The organism is Micromonospora sp. NPDC049139, assembly GCF_055586845.1.
In genome coordinates, this window is the sequence record NZ_JBVJHK010000014.1 from 1 (window position 1) to 17,807 (window position 17,807).

Here is a 17,807-nt window from a genome sequence, read left to right on the forward strand (position 1 = left end):
CATCTTCCCTCGACAAGAAGAATGATCAACCAAGGGCTGTCCCCATGATCAGTCGGGGTCACCGACCAACCCTCGCAGGTTAAAGATCAAGTTAGTGGATGTCACCGGGGGTTGGTATGCACGAAGCCGCTGAAAGAGGAGTCCTGTTCAGCCTGCTGGGGCCGGTGACTGCTGCACTGCCCAATGGGGCGGTACGTCTCGGCGGTCCACGTCAGCGGGCAATCTTGGCGGCGCTGCTGCTGGAGCCAGGCCGGGTCGTCCCGGTCGAACGGATCGTGGACGCGGTGTGGGGTCCGCACGCGCCATCTACGGCCCGGAACCAGATTGCAGCCGGGGTCTGCAGCCTGCGCCGCGATTTCCGGGCGGCCGGCCTCGGTAGCGAGCTCATCGGCACGAGTCCGCCTGGATACGTACTGCAGGTCGGCGCTGACAGCATCGACCTTCACCAGATGGAGCGCTGTGCCGCCGAGGCGAGAACACTGGCTGGCGCGGGACGGCTGGACGAGGCAGTGACGAAGCTGCGCGATGCTCTGGCCATGTGGCAGGGCCGGCCGCTGGTCGATATTGAAGGCCGGCTCGCGCACGTGGTGGAGCGGATCGAGGAGCGCCGGGTGGCCTTGGCCGAGGAGTGCCTCGGCTTGGAGCTGCGACTGGGCCGCGCCCGCGCAGTCATTCCCGAGCTGCAAATACTGGTTGAGCGACACCCGTTCCGGGAACAGTTGCGCGCCTGCCTCATGGTGGCGCTGACGTACTGCGGACGTACAGCCGATGCACTCACCGTGTTCCGCGACGGTCGCCGGTTACTGGTAGAAAAACTGGGCGTGGAGCCGGGCCCCCAACTGCGGGAAATGCACGACCGGATCCTGCAGGGGGACGAGGTGGCAATCCCGATGAGCGAGGGCGGACCATGCCCCGAATGGCCTCCGCTCCCGCCCAGTTGCCGACAGGCGACCATGCGTTCGTCGGTCGCACTGAGGAATTGACCCAGATCGACTCCCTCCTCATGGAGCGACCGCGGCAGGGTCCCGCGCTCGCGATCGTCCAGGGCGTGGCGGTTCCCGATCATCGGCAAGGGATTGGCACCTGACCGGCTGGCTGGTCAAGGACTGCCTTCTCGCCGGCCCGGACGGCGAACGGCAGCACGTTCCCCGAAGGCGGCAGCGGGCAGATGAATGCCTCGGAGAACGCACACGGAGGCAGGGTGACGCGGTTGAAGTCCAGCGTCACCGGGCCCGCCGTCGCCGGCAGGGGCAGAAACAGAAACCGGGCCGCGCCGTAGCTCTCCCGTCCGCTGGTGGCGTCCCGGAACGTGATGTGCGCTTCACCCTCGTGGCCGGTGTACAGCGCGACCAGCTCGGCGTGCCGGCCGTCGACGGTGAAGGTGAACGTGCCGACGACCGGGTAGTCCACCAGCCGGTCGGAGCGGCTGTGCGCGGTGCGCACCGCCTGGCCGGCGTCGGCCGGGGTGAACTCGGCGGCCACCACCCAGGCGGGGTCGGGGGCGTACGCGTCGATGCCGGCGAAGCGGTGCACCGCCGGCGCGTGCGGGTCGTACGTCCGTACCGCCAGGTCGGCGCCGCGGCGGATGATCTTCAGCTCGACGTCGCCCACCATGAGTCGCTGGTCGGGGCGCAGCAGGCCCTCGGCGGTCGGTACGCCGCCGACGAGCAGGCCTTCGGCGCCGGACACCCGCACGTCGGTTCCGTCGGCCCACCAGGTGCCGGGTATCCCGTCGATCCGGGTGCGCCCCACCAGCCAGTGAGTGCCGGTCAGCGTGAGGTCCCCACCCGGCGCCGACACGGCCGCCTCACGTTCGGCGTGCCAGGTCCGCCACTGATCGACAAAGGTCACGGTTCCTCCAACAGGTCGAGCGGCAGTTGCGGGATGGCCGCCAGCAGGGCACGGGTGTACTCGTCGGCGGGGTCGGTCAGCACGTCCGCGGTCGGGCCGCGCTCGACGACGCGGCCGTGGCGCATGACCAGCACCTCCTGGCACAGCTGGCTGACGATCGCCAGGTCGTGCGAGACCAGCACCAGCGTGAGCCCGAGCCGGCCAACGAGATCCTTGAGCAGGTCGATGATCTGCAGCCGGACCGAGACGTCGAGGGCGCTGACGGGCTCGTCGGCGAGCAGGATCCGCGGGGCCGGTGCGAGCGCCCGCGCGATGGCGATGCGCTGGCGCTGGCCGCCGGAGAACTCGTGCGGGTAGCGCCGTCCGTCTTCCGGGCGCAGCCCCACCGCGGTGAGCACCTCGGCGACGCGCTCGGCGCGGGCCGCCCGGTCCGTACCGATGCGCAGCGAGCGCAGCGGCTCGGCGACGATCGACGCGACCGACATGCGGGGGTTCAGCGACGACCGGGGGTCCTGGAAGACGACCTGGACCTGCCGACGGAACACGCGGTGTCGAACCCGGTCGAGGGACTGGCCGGCGAAGCGGATCTCGCCCGAGGTGGGGCGGTCCACGCCGAGCAGCTGCCGCAGCAGGGTCGACTTCCCGGCGCCCGACTCGCCGACGATCCCGAGGCTGGTCCCCGGTCGCACGGTGACGTCCACCCCGTCGAGCGCCGGGTGGGTGCGGCCCGGGAACCATCGGGTGAGCTGATGCCCGGTGAGAATCGGATCGCTCATCGGTCCTCCCTGCGCACGCTGGGGCGGGCCAGCCGGGTCACCCTGGCGGCGCTCGCGACGAGCTGCCGGGCGTAGCCGGAGCGGGGCCGGCGCAGCACGTCGTCGACCGGGCCGGATTCGACCAACCGGCCCGTGCGCATGACCAGGAGATGGCGGGCCAGTCCGGCGACGACCGGCAGGTCGTGGCTGATGAACAGCAGCCCCACCCCGGTCTCCTCGATCAGCTCGTCGAGCAGGGTGAGGATCTGCGCCTGCACGGTCACGTCCAGCGCCGTCGTCGGCTCGTCGGCGATGAGCACCCGGGGCCGGCAGGCGAGGGCCATCGCCAGGGCCACCCGCTGCCGTTGGCCGCCGGAGAGTTCGTGCGGCAGGGCCCGTACCAGCCGGGCCGGGTCGGGCAGGTGCACCCGGTCGCACCACTCGATCGCGCGGCGCTCGGCGTCGCTGCGGTTGAGGCCCTGGTGCAGCCGCAGCGGACCGGCGATCTGGCGGCCGACCGGCATCAGCGGGTCCAGGGCGGTCAGGGGCTCCTGGAACACGATGCTGACGGTGCGGCCGCGGACCCGACGCCACCGCCGGTCCGGCGCGCCGAGGTGGTCCTCGCCGTCGATGAGGATGCGGCCGCTCGTGCGCATGCCCGGCGGTAGCAGTCCCAGCAGCGCCAGCGCGGTCAGCGACTTGCCTGAGCCGGATTCGCCGATGAGGCCGACCCGGTCGCGGGCGGCGAGGCCGAACGAGACGTCGCGAACGAGCGGCTGCCCGTCGAGCGTGATGGTCAGCCCGGTGGTCTCCAGGACGGTCATCGGTCCGCTGCCTGCCTTTCCTGCCGTAGCTGCGGGTCGAGGACCTCCCGCAGGCCGTCACCGAGCAGGTTGACCCCGACGACCGTGACGGCGACTGCGAGGCCGGGCAGCAGGACGTTCCACGGGGCCACGCTCACCGTCGACTGCGCCTCCTGGAGCATGCGGCCCCACGACGGCGCGGGCGGCGGAGTGCCGAGCCCCAGGTACGACAGCGACGCCTCGGCGATGACCGCGACGCCGAAGGCGAGGGCGGCCTGCACCAGCAGGGTGTGCCAGATGTTGGGCAGGACGTGCCGGACCAGGACCATCAGTGGCCCGGTGCCACAGGTACGCGCCGCGAGTACGTAGTCCTGGGTGAGCACCCGGCTCGCCGAGATCCGGGTCAACCGGGCCACCTCGGCGGAGACGCCGATCCCGATCGCGCTGATCGCGACTCCGGTCGACGCGCCGTACACGGTGACCAGCAGCATCGCCAGCAGCAGGGTCGGGAAGGCGATCACGATGTCGATCACTCCGATGACGGCGTTCTCGACGAGCCGGCCGGCGATCGCCGCGAGCAGGCCCAACGGGACGCCGATGACGAACGCCACCGCGACCGAGGCCAGCCCGATCCACGCCGCGGTACGCGCGCCGAGCATCAGCTGGGTGAACTGGTCGCGGCCCAGGCGATCGGTGCCCGCCCAGTGCCGTGCGGACGGGCCGGCCAGCCGGGCCGCCGGGTCGGTGTGGTCCAGCCCGTACGGGGACCAGACAAGCGACACCAGCGCCAGGGCGAGAACCGCCAGCAGCAGCGCCGCGCCGACCACGAACGACGGCGAGCGCCAGCCTCGGCGTCGCCGGACGGGGGTGTCGAGCGCATCGGTCGTTTCGATCGTCTCGACCAGAGGTGTGCTCATGCCCGTGCTCTCAGTCTCGGGTCGACCAGCCGCTGCACGACGTCCACGACGAGCCCCATCACCAGCACGATCGCCGTCATGAGAAAGACCGTGCCCTGCACGATCGGCAGATCGCGGGCCTTCACGCTGGTCAACAGCAGCGAGCCCAGGCCGGGCAGGGCGAAAACGCTCTCGATGACCACGGTGCCCAGCAGTGAACTGGCCAGCAGGAGGCCCAGGATCTGGACCACGGTTGCGGCACCGTTGCGTGGTCCGTGCCGCCACAGCGCCTGCGGCAGGCTGTAGCCGAGGGAGCGGGCGGTGCGCACGTACTCCTGGCTCAGCACGTCGAGCGTCGCCGAGCGTACGTAGCGCACCAGCACCGACCCCTGCGCGATCGCCAACGTCGCCACCGGCAGGACCAGCGACTGGACCGCGGCTTGCGGGTCCTGCCAGCCGGTGCGGGGAAACCCGCCCGGCGGCAGCGCCCGCCACTGCACCGCGACCAGCCAGACCACCACGATCCCGACCCAGAAGATGGGCAGCGCGATCCCCAACTGCGCCAGCGTCGACACCGCCACCCCGAGCAGGCCCCGCCGCCGTACCGCCGCGAACACCCCGATCGGTACGGCCACGATGATCGACAGCACGAACGCGCTCAGCGCCAGCGGTACGGTGACCGGGAGCCGGCCGGCGATCTGATCGAGCACCGGCATCCGGGTGAACAGGCTGTCCCCGAGGTTCCCGGTCACCAGGTCGCCCAACCAGTGGCCGTACTGCGCCAGCACAGGCCGGTCGGTGCCGAGCTGGTGCCGGATCGCGTCGATCTGGTCCGGGGAGGACCCGACCGCCAGCAGCGTGACGGCCGGGTCACCCGGTAGGACCCGGAGCAGGAAGAACACCGCCGAGCCCGCGACGAAAAGCGAACCGATCAGCCAGGCGACCCGACGGATGAGGTAGCTGAGCATGCCTATCGCCTAGCGTTTGGTGATCGGCGCGACGTAGAAGCTGTCCGTGGTGTTGTTCTTCTGGTAGCCGCTGACCGAGGTGCTGGCGACCTTGATGGCCGGGTCGAGGAACAGCCAGGCGCTCGCCGCGTCCTCGGAGATCTGCCGTGCCACCTTCTTCAGCAGGGCGGTCTGCTCGTCGGGCGTCGCGGCGGTCTCGGAGTCCTTGACCCACTTCTGCACCTGCGGGTTGTCGTACTGCCAGTAGAACGTCGGGTCGCCGTACCAGACCAGGTCGCGCTGGTTGACGTGGGTCATGATGGTGGCCTGGAAGTTGTGGTTCTTGTAGACCTTGTCGGTCCAGGTCGCGTCGTCGACCGGGTTCAGCGTGATGGTGATACCGGCCTGGGCGAGCTGGCTCTTCAGCCCCTGCGCGATGATGTTGACCGCGTCCGACGGTACGTAGTCGACGGTGAAGGACAGACCGTTCGCGTACCCGGCCTTGGCCAGCAGCTGCTTGGCGCCGGCCACGTTGTGGTCGTCGATGCTGGTCAGGTCCTCGTACCAGGGGTCCGTGGGCGGCACCATCGAGCCGATGACCTGGCCCCGGTCGGCCCACACCGCCGTCAGCAGCGCCTTGCGGTCGATGGCCTGCCGGATGGCGTGCCGCACGTCGGGGTTGTTGAACGGGGCGACGGCGTCGTTGAAGTTGAACAACTCCTTCGTCGTCGACGTGCCCTCCACGATGGAGAACTGCGGCTGGTTGTCGAACTGGGGGAGCACATCCGGCGAGGACACCTGGGTCACCAGGTCGAGTTGGCCGGCGAGCAGCGCGTTGTTCTCGGCGGTGGCGTCCTTGAAGAACCGGTACACCACCTGCTTGTTGCTGGCCTTCGTGCCCCAGTACGCGTCGTTGCGGGTCAGCGTGATGGAGTCACCCTGCTTCCAGGAGGTCAAGGCGTACGGGCCGGTGCCGATCACCGTCGTCTCCGGGTTGCCGGCGCCGGGCTTGGTGACAGCCGCGCCGGTGCTGGTGAGGTAGAAGAGGAACGATTGCGACCGCGTCGACAGGGTGACCTTGACGGTGCCGTCGTCCGGCGCCTCGATCGTCTTCATGATCGAGAGGTTCTTCTTGCGGGCGCTGGTCGACTCGTCGGAGGTCACCCGCTTGAGCGCGACCACCACGTCGCTGGCCTTCAGCGGGGTGCCGTCGGAAAAGGTCACGCCGGGCTGCAGGTGGAAGGTGTATGCCGTGCCGTCCGGCGAAACGTCCCACGACTTGGCCAGCAGCGGCTCGACCTTGCCCTCGTCGGTGAGCACGGTGAGCCCCTCGACGACGTTGCGCAGCAGCACCTGGGCGTGGCCGGTGTTGCCGCCCTTGATCGTATTGAGCGTCGTCGGCTCGTTCAGCGAACCGACCGTGATCGTCGCGTCGGGGTCGGCGGCGCCCGTCGACCCGGGGCTCGTCGACGAGCCGCAGGCGGCGATCAGCAACGCGAGGATGGTGGTGGCCGCGAGCGCGCCGAGCGGGCGCAACCGGCGTGCGAAGGGTAGGCCGACCGAGGGCCTGCGGTGAGTGGTCATGTCCGTACTCCAGGCAGACGGAACCTGCGTCGCGCGAGCGCGGGACGCGGTGATTGAGATTCACAAATGAGGGGAAGATCAGACGTTGATGACGGCGCGCGGGCAGCGTGGCGTGGCAGCCACGGGCGCGGGCCGGGGTGTCAGACCGTCAACAACAGCAGATACGGCGCGCGGCGACGACACGGACCGCGAGCGGGGTCCGGTCCAACGACGGCGCAGTGTTCACGCAGGTCAGAGTACATGATCACGCAGTTGGGGCGACCAGCCGGCATCGTGTCGTCTGCCACAGGTCCTTGGCCCCAGGTGGGAAGATGCGCCGATGCCGCTCACCTTTCCGTCGCACCCCGGCGTGGTACTCCCGCTCAAGCTCTGGCGACCCCGATGGTTCGACGGTGTCGCGCTGACTACCGGGGGCGGTCGCACCCGACATCAAGTACGCGTTCCTCGGGGTCGGTCCGGAGTGGCAGAGCCACACCCTCACCGCACTGGTGTGGTGGTGTCTGCCAGTGGCGCTGCTCGGCGCGTGGCTCGTCCGCGCCACCGTCGCGACCAGGTCAGCGACGTCGCCTGGTGGACCGTGTCCGACATTCCCAGCAGCCTCGTAGGCGCGCTGGTCACGCTCGCCGTCGCCGTCGTGGTCGGCCGCCGTCGGCACCTTCGCGCCTGGCACGGCAACCCACCGCCGGTCCCCACCCGCCCGACGGTGTTCTGGTCCACAACGGGCGCCACCGCAATCATCGGGTACGCCCTGACCCCGCTTCTGCCAGCCGAGAATCTGCCATGGGCGACCGCAGTACGGCTGCTGTGTCTCACGGCCGGGGCGCTACTCGTCGCCGCCGTTGCAGTGCAAGCAATGAACGCTAGGACCGCCCCCGCTGACAGACGTACGGTGGCGCGTGGGAGCCATTCGGAAGCGCCGCCCTCATCGCTGTAGCAGGCTCTGCCAGCGCTGGATGAATGGGCGGACGAAACCTCCGGGGCCAGGTGCCTAGCTCGGCCAGCCAATCGCGTCGAGGAACTCCTCCACGGCGACCACGACTCGACTGGGCACTGCGATCGACTCGGTGAGCGGGCCGGGTACGTACATACCGTGATCCGCGCCTTCCACCTCCAACACGTGGGGCGACAACCGGCGGGCGACATCACCGCCCCATACGTTGTCGGGTCCGAACCTCGCGCCGGGAATCACGACAGCGTCAGCCATGCGGACGACCTTACCCAGACCCTGTGGGAACAGGATGGTCGTGACACTTCCGCTGGGCAGCCAGCACCCGCGCCCGCGCCACCGCATTCGCCCACAACGCCCGCCCGCAATCGCACAGCCGCTTCACGGGAGGTCTACCGGCCCGTACCGGGTCCGGTTGGCCCCGGTGCTCAGCGCCCAGTAGCGGTCGCCGAACGACCAGTGCCACCATTCGGTCGGGTAGTTGACCATGCCGGCGGACGAGAGCGCCCGGGCGAGGATGTCGCGGTTGGTGCGGGCCTGCGGGGCGATGTGGGGTGATCCGGTGAAGCAGGCGTTGGCGCTGTCCACCGGGCTGGCGTTGACGATCGTGCCCAGGTCCAGTTCGATCCCGTCGGCCGTGCAGAGGGTGAGGTCGACCGTCCCGCCGGTGCTGTGCGGAGCCACCTCGGGCGGCGAGATGTACTTGCTGGCCTCCACGTGCCGGCGCGCCGAGTCCCACTCCGGGTACCTGCGGCGCAGTTCGTCCTTGTAGCTCTCGAAGTAGGTCGTCTGCAGGCTGAGCGGCCGGTACCCCTCGATGATCAGCAGCCGCAGTCCTCGGGGCAGGGTCTGCTGGGCGGCGAGCAAGCGCTGGACCGTTGCCTCACGGAGGTGCGCGTAGGCCCCGGCCTCGTCGGCCAGGCGATCGTCAACCCGAAGTTCCGCAACCTGGCGCACGTCGACCAGGGCTTCCCCGTTGTCGCCTAGCGGGATGGCCGAGATTCGCCGATCAGACAGCAGGATCATGGCCGGCACCGGCCGGCGGCGTCGATGATTGCGCTGGCCACGGCTGTGGCCGCGTGGGGGCGGCCGTGTTGACGGGCTGCGTTGGCCAGCTTCTGGCGTCGTTCCGGGTGGTCGAGCAGCACCATGATCTCCTCGTAGAGGCGGTTGGCGGAGGCCTCGGGGCCGGCGAGCATGCGGGAGGCACCGGCGTCGGCGAGGTGTTGTGCGGTCCGCCGCTGTTCGTCGCCGCCGGTGGGGATGAGCGGGACGAGGACGCATGCCTTGCCCAGGGCGGTGAGTTCGGCGACGGTGCCGGCGCCGCTGCGCGCGACGACGATGTCCGCGGCGCTCAGGACGTCCGGCAGCTCGCCGTGGACGTAGTCGACGACCCGGTACCTGCTGCGCAGGTGTTCCGGAAGGGCGGCCGCGACCTGCCGCATCCGGTCGAGGGAGTAGTCGCCGCACTGGTGCAGCACCTGACATCTCGGCAGGAGTCCGGGGAGGCTGTCGGCGATCAGGTTGTTGACCTGGACGGCGCCTTGGGCGCCGCCGGTGACGTACACCAGCGGCAGGCGGGGGTCCAGGTGGAATGCGGCGAGCGCCCGGTTGCGGTTACCCGTGAGGATCTCGGGCCGGATCGGGTTGCCGGTGACCACCGCGCGGGTTCTCGCTCCGGCGGGCAGGTGGTCGATGGAGGATTCGTGGCTCAGCAGGACTCGATCAGCGAGGCGGGCGAGGATCCGGTTCGCCAGCCCGAGCGTGAGGATCTGCTCGTGCATGACCAGCGGGCGGCGGGTCAGCCAGGCGGCGATCCCGATCGGGACGGAGACGTATCCGCCGGTGGAGAAGACCACCTCGGGCCGGGTGCGCACCACGATCATGATGGCCTGGAAGGTACCGAGCGGCACGCGGAAGGCGTCGGCGACGTTGCGGCCCCACTCGCGCAGGTTCGGCGATCGGCGCAGTTTGCCGGTGGTGATCGCCGTGAAGGGGATGCCCTCCTGCCGGGCGATTCTGGCCTCCAGCCCGTGGGCGACGCCCACCCAGCGGACGTCCGGTTCGGTGCCGGCTGCCGCTAGCCGGTCGCGGAGCGCACGGATCGTGGTCAGCGCCGGGTAGGTGTGCCCGCCCGTTCCCCCGCCCGCGACGATCATGCGGAGACCACGGAGACGTTCCGCGGCGTAGACGGCCATCAGCAGGAACTCGGGCAGGGGGAGGCGGTGTCGCGTCGGTGCAGTGCGCCCTGGATGAGGATGTCGAGCAGTGCCGAGTAGCCGACGCCGGCCCGCTGCCAGATCTGCGGGTACTGGGAGGCGGCGGTGAATCCGGGGAAGGTGTTGACCTCGTTGATCACCGGCTCCCGGTGGTCTCCGGTCCACCCCGTTCCGTGGTCGGCGTCCGGATCCGGGAGGAAGAAGTCGACGCGGAGCAGCCCGCGGCATCCGAGCGCGTGGAACGCCCGCACGGCCCGGTCCTGCAGTAGTCGGGTGGTGCCGGGGTCGAGCCGGGCCGGAATGTGGAAGACGGCACCGCCGTCGTACTTGGCGTCGTAGTCGAAGAAGGAGGCGTTGGCCACCCGTATCTCCAGCGGCGGCCCGGCCTCGACGCGACCGTCGGGGTGCTGAAGGACGCCGACGTCGATCTCGCGCCCGCGCACGGCGCGTTCGACGACAACCTTCGCGTCGCTCTCGCGCGCGAGCCGCAGGGCGGCGGGCAGTTGCGCCCATCGTTCGACCTTGGAGACGCCCAGGCTGGAGCCGGCCCGGGCCGGTTTGACGAAGACGGGCAGTCCCAGTCGCTGCTGATCCCGCGACGACAGCTCCTCGTCGGGGCGCAGCGTCACCCCGGCGGCCACGCGCAGGCCGTCGGCGGCGAGGAGTTTCTTCGTGACCGGCTTGTCCATCCCCGCGGCGCTGGCGAAGACACCGTTTCCGACATACGCGACGCCGAGCCACTCCAGCATCGACTGGATGGTGCCGTCCTCACCGTACGGGCCGTGCAGCGCCGGGAACACCACGTCCTGGTCGCCGAGGGTCCGCAGCGCCTGCGCGAACGTGGCCCGGTCGCCGTTCACCCGCCACTGGCCGTCCCGCTCGATCAGCACCTCGGTCACGTCGTACGTGTCGCGGTCGAGATGGGCCAGGATGCTTTCCGCCGAGCGCCGGGAGACGTCGTGCTCCCCGCTGCGCCCACCGAACAGCACCGCCAAACGAACGGTCATGACGTTGCCGCTTCCGCGTGTAGGTGTACGCGCGCCACTCGCGCGCCGATTCCGGTCAGGACTTCGTGCGGGTTGGTGCCGGCCCACTGCGCCCACTCGGCGGCCGTCGGCTCGGCCGGGTCGGGCGAGCCGGGCTCGGCGCCGGGGCCGAAGACGACCACGGGATCGCCGAGCGCCACCGGCAGATCGCCGACATCGACGACGCACTGATCCATGGCGATGCGGCCGACGATCGGGCACCGTCGACCGGCGAGCCAGACCCACGCGCGGCCCTCGGCGGTGCGCGACAGGCCGTCGGCGTACCCGAGCGGCAGCAGAGCGAGCGTGGTCGGCCGACTGGTCACGTGGTCGGGCCCGTACGAGACGCCGGTCCCGGCGGGCACGCGCTTCAGGTTGATCACCCTTGACCGCAGGGTCATGGCGGGTCGCAGGCCGAAACGGCGGGGGCCGGCCGCGCCAAAGGGGTCGACGCCATACATGGCCAGGCCGATCCGACAGAGATCGAACCGGGTCTCCGGGGCGGCCAGTGCCGCCGCCGAATTGGCCAGATGCACCACTTCCGGATCAAGCCCGGCGTCAAGCGCGATCCGCAGTGCCTCCTGGAACGTTGACAGCTGCCGCGCGATGCTCGGGCATCCGGGCACGTCGGCGTTGGTCAAGTGGGACCACACCCCGTGTACCCGGATGCTGCCCTCCACCTCGTGCCTGCGGGCCCAGGCGACCAGATCGGGCCATTCGTCGCCGCTGGCGCCGTTGCGGGACAGACCGACGTCCGCCTTGAGCTGGACCGCGGCGGGCACACCGAGACCCCTGGCCGCGTTGGCGATCGCGCGCAGATGGGTCAGGGTCGACACCGCGATGTCGACGTCCGCGGCAATCAGGCGGGTGAAGTCCTCGTCCGGGCGGTGCAGCCAGCTCAGGACGGGCGCGTCGATGCCCGCCGATCGCAGTGCCACCGCCTCCGTCGCCGAGGTCACGCCCAGCCAGTCGGCGCCGGCCCCCAGCGCAGCCCGTGCCACCGGCACCGCGCCGTGCCCGAACGCGTCGGCCTTCACCACGGCCATCAACCCGGTACGCGCGATCGCCGCGATCGTCCGAATGTTCTGGGCGATCGCCGCGAGATCTATCACGGCCTCGGCCAGCTCGGCACTCTCACTGATCACACCGGTCCCCGCGCGCCGACCGCGCGTACCCGGCGTCGCCCCGGCAGCCCTGGGTTCGACGGGCGGCTCGTCCGGCGGTTCGGCGGCCCCGTGCCCGCCGACAGCGGCGGCCCGGCGCACCGCGAGCGTCTCCCGGATCCGCCGCCGGACCGTCCGCCGCTGTTGCTCCTCGCGGCGGCCCCGGTGCGCCGGTTCCAAGATCATGTCCGGATCCTGACTGACATGACCGGCACGGTAGGCAGCCTGTGGTGAAGAACCCTTGAAGAAACCGTGGGCCAGCTGTGGGGACATCCCGCTCGCCGCTCTCCGGAGCCGTCCGCATCAGTTCTTCACAGGTTTCGGTTTTACTTGACCCCCGCCACCACCAGCCAGAATGGGGAAACATGAGCGCGCGGATCCTGGTCGCCGAGGACGACCCCAAGCAGGCCAACCTGGTACGGGTCTATCTCGAACGCGAGGGGCACAGCGTGCTGCTGGTCGGCGACGGGCGGGCCGCGCTGGACCGGTGCCGGTCCCGCCGGCCGGACCTGGTGGTCCTCGACGTGATGATGCCGGTCGTCGACGGCCTCGACGTGTGCCGGATCCTGCGCGCCGAATCGGAGATTCCGATCCTGCTGCTGACCGCCCGTACCACCGAGGACGACGTCCTGCTGGGCCTCGATCTCGGTGCCGACGACTACCTCACCAAGCCGTACAGCCCGCGGGAGCTGGCCGCCCGGGTACGGGCGCTGCTGCGCCGGGCCCGGGTGGTGAGCGCCGACAACCGGGCGGTGCTGCGCGTCGGCGAGCTCGAGGTGGACGCCGGCCGGTTCGAGGTACGCGTCGGCGGCCGGCCGGTCGCCCTGACGGCCAAGGAGTTCGGCATCCTCGAGGTGCTCGCCGGCGAGCCCGGGCGGGTGTTCACCCGGGCGCAGATCATCGACCGTGCCTTCGGATTCGATCATTTCGTGCTCGAACGCACCGTCGACGCGCACGTGATGAACCTCCGCCGCAAAATCGAGGCCGACGTTGCCGAGCCGCGGTACGTGCAGACCGTCTACGGCCGCGGCTACCGGCTCGCCGAACCGGAGCCGGGACCGGCGGCGAGGCCGACGCCCGAGGGGACGCCCGGAGCCAGCCGGTGAGTTTTCGGCTACGGGTGCTCTGGCTGGTGATCCTCGTCGCGGTGAGCGCGACGGCGGCGACCGCGTGGCTGACCCTGCGGCAGGCCTCGCAACAGATCAACGAGTCGGCCACCGTCGACCGGGCACAGCTCGACCAGGTCGTCGACCGACTCGAGGCGTACGGCAGCGGGCACGGCACCTGGGAGGGCGTGCCCGGCCTGGTGCAGGACCTGCGCGCCGAGACCGGTCAGCGGATCCACCTGGTCGCCGATACGGGCCAGGTGATCGTGGACACGGACACCCAGGAGAATCGCACCGCCCGGCCGCTCGGCACGATGGTCGGGTTCGTCGATCCGCGGCCGGTGCTGAATCTGGCCGCATTGCCGGTGGACCCGGTCGGCCGGCAGAAAGGCGTGGTCGACGAGATCGCCGCCTACCGCACCGGCGTGCTGTTCGCGGCCTGCCTGACGCGGGCATCCGTTCCCGTTGCCGTTTCGCCCGCCAGCACGGGAGTTCCTCGTTTCGAGGTCAACCTGAGCGGGGCCGACGTGCGCGATCGCCGAAGCGTCGACGAGATCGCCGGCGGCTGTCGCGACGTCGCGGCCCGGCCGGGCCGTGAGCGGGGGGCCGACGCCGACCGGGTGCAGGGCTGTGGCGCCCTGACGGCGGTGGAACCACTGGATTCCTGCCTGGCCCAGGTCTTCACCAACCAGATCAGTGACGTCGCGCCGGTACCCGCCCGGGTCTACCTCGGCACTCGTGGCGATCCGGCGTCCGCGCTGGCGGCCGGTCCGCTGCTCGCCGCGGCGGCGGGCGTGGCGGCGGTCGCGATCATCGGCACCGTGCTGCTGAGCCGGCGGGTGCTGCGCCCCATCGACACGCTCACCGTGGCCGCCCAGCAGCTCGGCCGGGGCGACCTCACCGGACGGGTTCCGGTGCGGGGCAACGACGAGCTGGCGGAGTTGGCCCTGTCGTTCAACCGGATGGCCGACTCCCTGCAGCGCGGGGAGGAGCGGCAACGCCGGCTGGTCGCCGACGTCGCACACGAACTACGCACCCCGCTGGCCAACCTGCGCGGCTATCTCGAGGCGCTCTCCGACGGCGTGATCGCGCCGGACCAGGAGCTCTACGCCTCGCTGCTCGAAGAGGCGGTGCTGCAACAGCGCATCGTCGACGACCTGCAGGACCTGGCCCTCGCTGAGGCCGGCAACCTGGCGTACCACCGGGTCACGGTGGATCTGGCCGAACTCCTGGAGACCTGCGGCACCGCCCACCACGCCCGGGCGGAGTCAGCCGGGGCGTCGTTGTGCGTGGCGGCCGAGCCGGTTGCGGTACACGCCGATCCCGACCGGCTCCGCCAGGTGGTGGGCAATCTCGTCACCAACGCACTACGGGCGACCGCTGCCGGCGGCAGCGTCCGGCTGGTCGCGAGCCGCACCGACACGCAGGCGGTCGTCCAGGTCGTCGACACCGGCTCGGGAATCGCAGCGGACGCGCTGCCGCATGTGTTCGACCGGTTCTGGCGGGCCGACGCCGCACGGGGTCGCCGTACCGGGGGCAGTGGCCTCGGCCTCGCCATCACCCGGCAGATCGTCACCGATCACCAGGGCACCATCACGGTCGCGAGTGAGGTCGGCGTCGGGACGACATTCACCATCGCGCTTCCCCTCGCCCACCAGCGAACAGCTCAGGTGGGGGGTCAGGTCCCGCGCGGTCGGCGCCATCCCGCTCGGTAGCGCCATCGGCCCCGCGGGTTCAGCCGTCGGTGGTCTTGCATCGAGTCGGACGCCACGCCGCTGTGTGCGGGGTTTCGATCGGGATCCGTGGCGCTACCGCAGTTGGTCGCGGCGGCGGGTCAGGTAGGCGGTCTCGGCGGTGTTGCCCGCCAGGTCGATGGCTTTGTCGTAGGCCGCGCGTGACTGCTGACTTCGGCCGAGCCGGCGCAGCAGGTCGGCGCGGGTGGCGTGGTAGGCGTGATATCCGACCAACGCCTCGGCGAGGCGGTCAACGATGGCCAGTGCCACCTCCGGGCCGTCGAGCTCGGCGACCGCGACGGCCCGGTTGAGGGCGATGATCGGCGAGGGGTCGAGGCGGACGAGCTGGTCGTAGAGGGCGAGGACCTGCGACCACTCGGTGTCGCGTATGTCGCGGGCGGAGGTGTGCACGGCGTTGATCGCGGCGAGGATCTGGTAGCGACCCGGAGCCACCCCGGCGGCGGCAGCGGCGAGGCGCTCGCGCACCAGCCGGTGGCCCTCGGCGATCAGTTCCGCGTCCCAGGCCCCACGGTCCTGCTCGTCGAGGGCGACCAGTTCGCCGCCGGCCGAGATCCGGGCGGGGCGGCGGGCCGCGGTGAGCAGCATCAGCGCCAGCAGCCCGGCCACCTCACCGTCGTCCGGCAGGAGGGCGCGGATCAGGCGGGCGAGCCGGATCGCCTCGGCGGTCAGGTCGTGTCGTACGGGGTCGGTGTCGGGGCCGCTGGCCAGGTAGCCCTCGTTGAAGACGAGGAACAGGACGGCGAGTACGCCGGAGACACGGGCCGGCAGGTCGTCGGCGGACGGCACGCGATAGGGGATGCGAGCCGCCTTGATCTTGGCCTTCGCGCGGGTGATCCGCTGCCCCATGGCACTCTCGGCCACCAGGAAGGCGCGGGAGATCTCGGGCACGGTCAGACCGCCGACCATGCGCAGCGTCAGCGCCACGCGGGCTTCCATCGCCAGCGCCGGGTGACAGCAGGTGAAGATCAGCCGGAGCCGGTCGTCGTCGATGGCGCCGAGAGGCTCGGGTGGGCTGTCGTCGTGCAGCATCTGAGCCTCCTTGTGCTTGTCGTCGCGTTTGTTCTCGCGCCGGATCCGGTCGATGGCCTTGCGGTTGGCGGTGGTGGTCAGCCAGGCGCCGGGGTTGGGGGGCACGCCGTCGGCCGGCCACCGCTCGACGGCGGTCGTGAACGCCTCGGCCGCTGCCTCCTCGGCGATGTGGAGGTCACCGAAGCGCCTGGTCAGGGCGGCGACCACCCGCGCCCACTCCTCGTGGTGGGCCTCGGTGACCGCCGCCCGGGCGTCGACCCTGTTCACAGGAACGGCCGCACCTCGATCTTCCGATCGCAGACCTTCGACGCCTCGGTGGCGAGCCTGAGCGCCACATCCAGATCGGGGGCCTCCCACACCCAGACGCCGGCGAGGTACTCCTTCGACTCCACGAAAGGCCCGTCGCTGAACACCGCCTCCTCGCCCCGGTTGTCGATGACCGTGGCCGCGTCGGTGTCCGCGAGTCCGCCAGCGAAAACCCAGTAGCCCTCGGCGATCAGTCGTTCGTTGAACGCGCTGATGGCAGGCTGCCTGTCCGTGCTGCCGGGATTGCTCTTGTCATCGATCACGGAAACCAGGTACCGCATCTGAAGATCATCTCCTGTGGTGTCGAGACAGCGTGGTTCGGTGGTCAGGGACTTCAGGCCGTTGCATACCGCGGGCGCCCGGCCGGCCGGTAGACCTGGATCGTCACGCCCTTCGAGTCGACCCGCGACTCGACCAGGTCGAGCGCGAGATCCGGACCGGTCTCCGGGAACAGTCTCGCGCCCTGGCCGAGGATCACCGGGATCACGATCAGAGTCATCTCGTCGACCAGATCGTTCTCCAGCAGCCACCGGGTCAGGGCGCCACTGCCGTGCACCTGCAGCTCACCCCCGGGCTTGGCCCTCAGCTCACTGACGGCCGCCGCGAGGTCACCGCGGAGAACGGTCGTGTCCTCCCAACGCGGCGCGGTGAGCGTGGTCGAGGCAACGTACTTGGGAGCCTCGTTCAAGGCCACACCGATGGGATGTGCGCGCATCTGGTCGATTGATCCCCAGGAGCCGGCGAACAACTCGTAGGTCCGCCGGCCGAACAGGAACGCGTCGGCGCGCTGGTAGGTCTGCGTGATGAACGTCCTGGTCTCGTCGTCACCCTTCCCCCGGGCCCATCCGCCGCGCTCGAAGCCGTTCCTGCGGTCATCCGACGCGGCGCCGTTTCCCTGCATCACTCCATCGATGGTGACCTGAGTCATGGTCGTCAGCTTCATGATCGCGGCTCCTTGCCTTGGCGCCGCCCCTCGTGGGCGTCCTCACCCCTGCTACGAACACCACCGCCCCGATCCGACACCCCCTCCCGGATTTTTCCTGGCGAACGCCTCCGGCTCGACCTTCACCAAGCCCGCCAGGTAGCCCACCGCCGCGCCCGGCACCTCCTACGGGGTAGGCGGGGAACCGGCCCTCGATGTGGTTTGTTCCGGCAAGCGGAACACTCCGCTCGGTAAATGGGCGTGTGATCGCCACGGTGTGACCATGGACCGCCTTCATGGCGCCGTCCTTGACGAAGAACTGGGCGGTGTCCGTGGCCCGCTCGACGGTGGACTCATCAAGATCGCGCGTCTCGAACACGAGATCCTTCATGATCTGTGCCACCTGCCACCAACCCGTGAAAGCCGTTACACCGCAACAAACGCCACAGAACCTGACAAAGCACCAATAGGGCCTTGTCTCAAAGTCCGGCTCATGCGATC

17 protein-coding genes are annotated in these 17,807 nt (G+C 70.4%); 3 read left to right on the forward strand and 14 right to left on the reverse strand.

The window, feature by feature from the left end:
* Positions 1-164: 164 nt before the first annotated feature.
* Positions 165-983: an AfsR/SARP family transcriptional regulator gene (locus tag ACZ6Q9_RS22080; protein ID WP_396829524.1), complete on the forward strand. Its 819-nt coding sequence runs from the start codon at positions 165-167 to the stop codon at positions 981-983.
* Between the two features lie 79 nt (positions 984-1,062).
* On the opposite strand, the gene ACZ6Q9_RS22085 is transcribed toward ACZ6Q9_RS22080, so the two are convergent.
* The 11 genes from ACZ6Q9_RS22085 to alr form a co-directional block, all read right to left on the reverse strand.
* Complete coding sequence (locus tag ACZ6Q9_RS22085) at positions 1,063-1,851, reverse strand: DUF1684 domain-containing protein (RefSeq protein WP_396829523.1); 789 nt, start codon at positions 1,849-1,851, stop codon at positions 1,063-1,065.
* Entirely contained in the window at positions 1,848-2,627 is a 780-nt protein-coding gene (locus ACZ6Q9_RS22090) for an ATP-binding cassette domain-containing protein (RefSeq protein WP_393263594.1), read from the reverse strand. Before ACZ6Q9_RS22090 ends, ACZ6Q9_RS22085 begins: the two co-directional genes overlap by 4 nt.
* A complete protein-coding gene (locus tag ACZ6Q9_RS22095) occupies positions 2,624-3,430 on the reverse strand; it encodes an ATP-binding cassette domain-containing protein (protein WP_393456960.1) in 807 nt (268 codons plus the stop codon). The genes ACZ6Q9_RS22090 and ACZ6Q9_RS22095 overlap by 4 nt, the downstream gene beginning before the upstream one ends.
* Positions 3,427-4,326: an ABC transporter permease gene (locus tag ACZ6Q9_RS22100; protein ID WP_393456963.1), complete on the reverse strand. Its 900-nt coding sequence runs from the start codon at positions 4,324-4,326 to the stop codon at positions 3,427-3,429. The genes ACZ6Q9_RS22095 and ACZ6Q9_RS22100 overlap by 4 nt, the downstream gene beginning before the upstream one ends.
* Positions 4,323-5,273 carry an ABC transporter permease gene (locus tag ACZ6Q9_RS22105; protein ID WP_393456966.1) on the reverse strand — a complete coding sequence of 317 codons (951 nt, stop codon included), beginning with the start codon at positions 5,271-5,273 and terminating at the stop codon, positions 4,323-4,325. Before ACZ6Q9_RS22105 ends, ACZ6Q9_RS22100 begins: the two co-directional genes overlap by 4 nt.
* 9 nt (positions 5,274-5,282) lie before the next feature.
* The gene (locus ACZ6Q9_RS22110) at positions 5,283-6,836 is read right to left on the reverse strand and encodes an ABC transporter substrate-binding protein (RefSeq protein WP_396829522.1); all 1,554 of its coding nucleotides are present in this window, start codon (positions 6,834-6,836) and stop codon (positions 5,283-5,285) included.
* A gap of 988 nt (positions 6,837-7,824) precedes the next feature.
* Positions 7,825-8,040, reverse strand: a complete 216-nt coding sequence (locus ACZ6Q9_RS22115; protein WP_396829521.1) for a hypothetical protein — start codon at positions 8,038-8,040, stop codon at positions 7,825-7,827.
* Positions 8,041-8,163: 123 nt separating this feature from the next.
* Positions 8,164-8,703 carry a M15 family metallopeptidase gene (locus tag ACZ6Q9_RS22120; RefSeq protein WP_393457064.1) on the reverse strand — a complete coding sequence of 180 codons (540 nt, stop codon included), beginning with the start codon at positions 8,701-8,703 and terminating at the stop codon, positions 8,164-8,166.
* Between the two features lie 101 nt (positions 8,704-8,804).
* On the reverse strand, positions 8,805-9,980 hold the full coding sequence (locus ACZ6Q9_RS22125; protein ID WP_396829520.1) for a UDP-N-acetylglucosamine--N-acetylmuramyl-(pentapeptide) pyrophosphoryl-undecaprenol N-acetylglucosamine transferase: 1,176 nt from the start codon (positions 9,978-9,980) through the stop codon (positions 8,805-8,807).
* Positions 9,980-11,008 (reverse strand): D-alanine--D-alanine ligase family protein, encoded by a 1,029-nt coding sequence (locus ACZ6Q9_RS22130; RefSeq protein WP_393456981.1) that lies wholly within the window; start codon positions 11,006-11,008, stop codon positions 9,980-9,982. Before ACZ6Q9_RS22130 ends, ACZ6Q9_RS22125 begins: the two co-directional genes overlap by 1 nt.
* Positions 11,005-12,462, reverse strand: a complete 1,458-nt coding sequence (gene alr / locus ACZ6Q9_RS22135; RefSeq protein ID WP_396829519.1) for an alanine racemase — start codon at positions 12,460-12,462, stop codon at positions 11,005-11,007. The genes ACZ6Q9_RS22130 and alr overlap by 4 nt, the downstream gene beginning before the upstream one ends.
* Positions 12,463-12,554: 92 nt before the next feature.
* Between alr and ACZ6Q9_RS22140 the strand changes: the two genes are divergently transcribed.
* Positions 12,555-13,295 carry a response regulator transcription factor gene (locus ACZ6Q9_RS22140; protein ID WP_396829518.1) on the forward strand — a complete coding sequence of 247 codons (741 nt, stop codon included), beginning with the start codon at positions 12,555-12,557 and terminating at the stop codon, positions 13,293-13,295.
* Positions 13,292-15,010 carry a sensor histidine kinase gene (locus ACZ6Q9_RS22145; protein WP_396829517.1) on the forward strand — a complete coding sequence of 573 codons (1,719 nt, stop codon included), beginning with the start codon at positions 13,292-13,294 and terminating at the stop codon, positions 15,008-15,010. Before ACZ6Q9_RS22140 ends, ACZ6Q9_RS22145 begins: the two co-directional genes overlap by 4 nt.
* Positions 15,011-15,103: 93 nt before the next feature.
* On the opposite strand, the gene ACZ6Q9_RS22150 is transcribed toward ACZ6Q9_RS22145, so the two are convergent.
* From ACZ6Q9_RS22150 to ACZ6Q9_RS22160, 3 genes are read right to left on the reverse strand one after another with little or no spacing between them, the layout of a single operon-like run.
* Positions 15,104-16,345 (reverse strand): RNA polymerase sigma factor, encoded by a 1,242-nt coding sequence (locus ACZ6Q9_RS22150; protein WP_396829516.1) that lies wholly within the window; start codon positions 16,343-16,345, stop codon positions 15,104-15,106.
* The gene (locus tag ACZ6Q9_RS22155; RefSeq protein WP_393456993.1) at positions 16,342-16,665 is read right to left on the reverse strand and encodes a YciI family protein; all 324 of its coding nucleotides are present in this window, start codon (positions 16,663-16,665) and stop codon (positions 16,342-16,344) included. Before ACZ6Q9_RS22155 ends, ACZ6Q9_RS22150 begins: the two co-directional genes overlap by 4 nt.
* Positions 16,666-16,718: 53 nt before the next feature.
* Positions 16,719-17,327, reverse strand: coding sequence for a dihydrofolate reductase family protein (locus ACZ6Q9_RS22160; RefSeq protein ID WP_396829515.1), 609 nt, complete (start codon positions 17,325-17,327; stop codon positions 16,719-16,721).
* Positions 17,328-17,807: the final 480 nt, after the last annotated feature.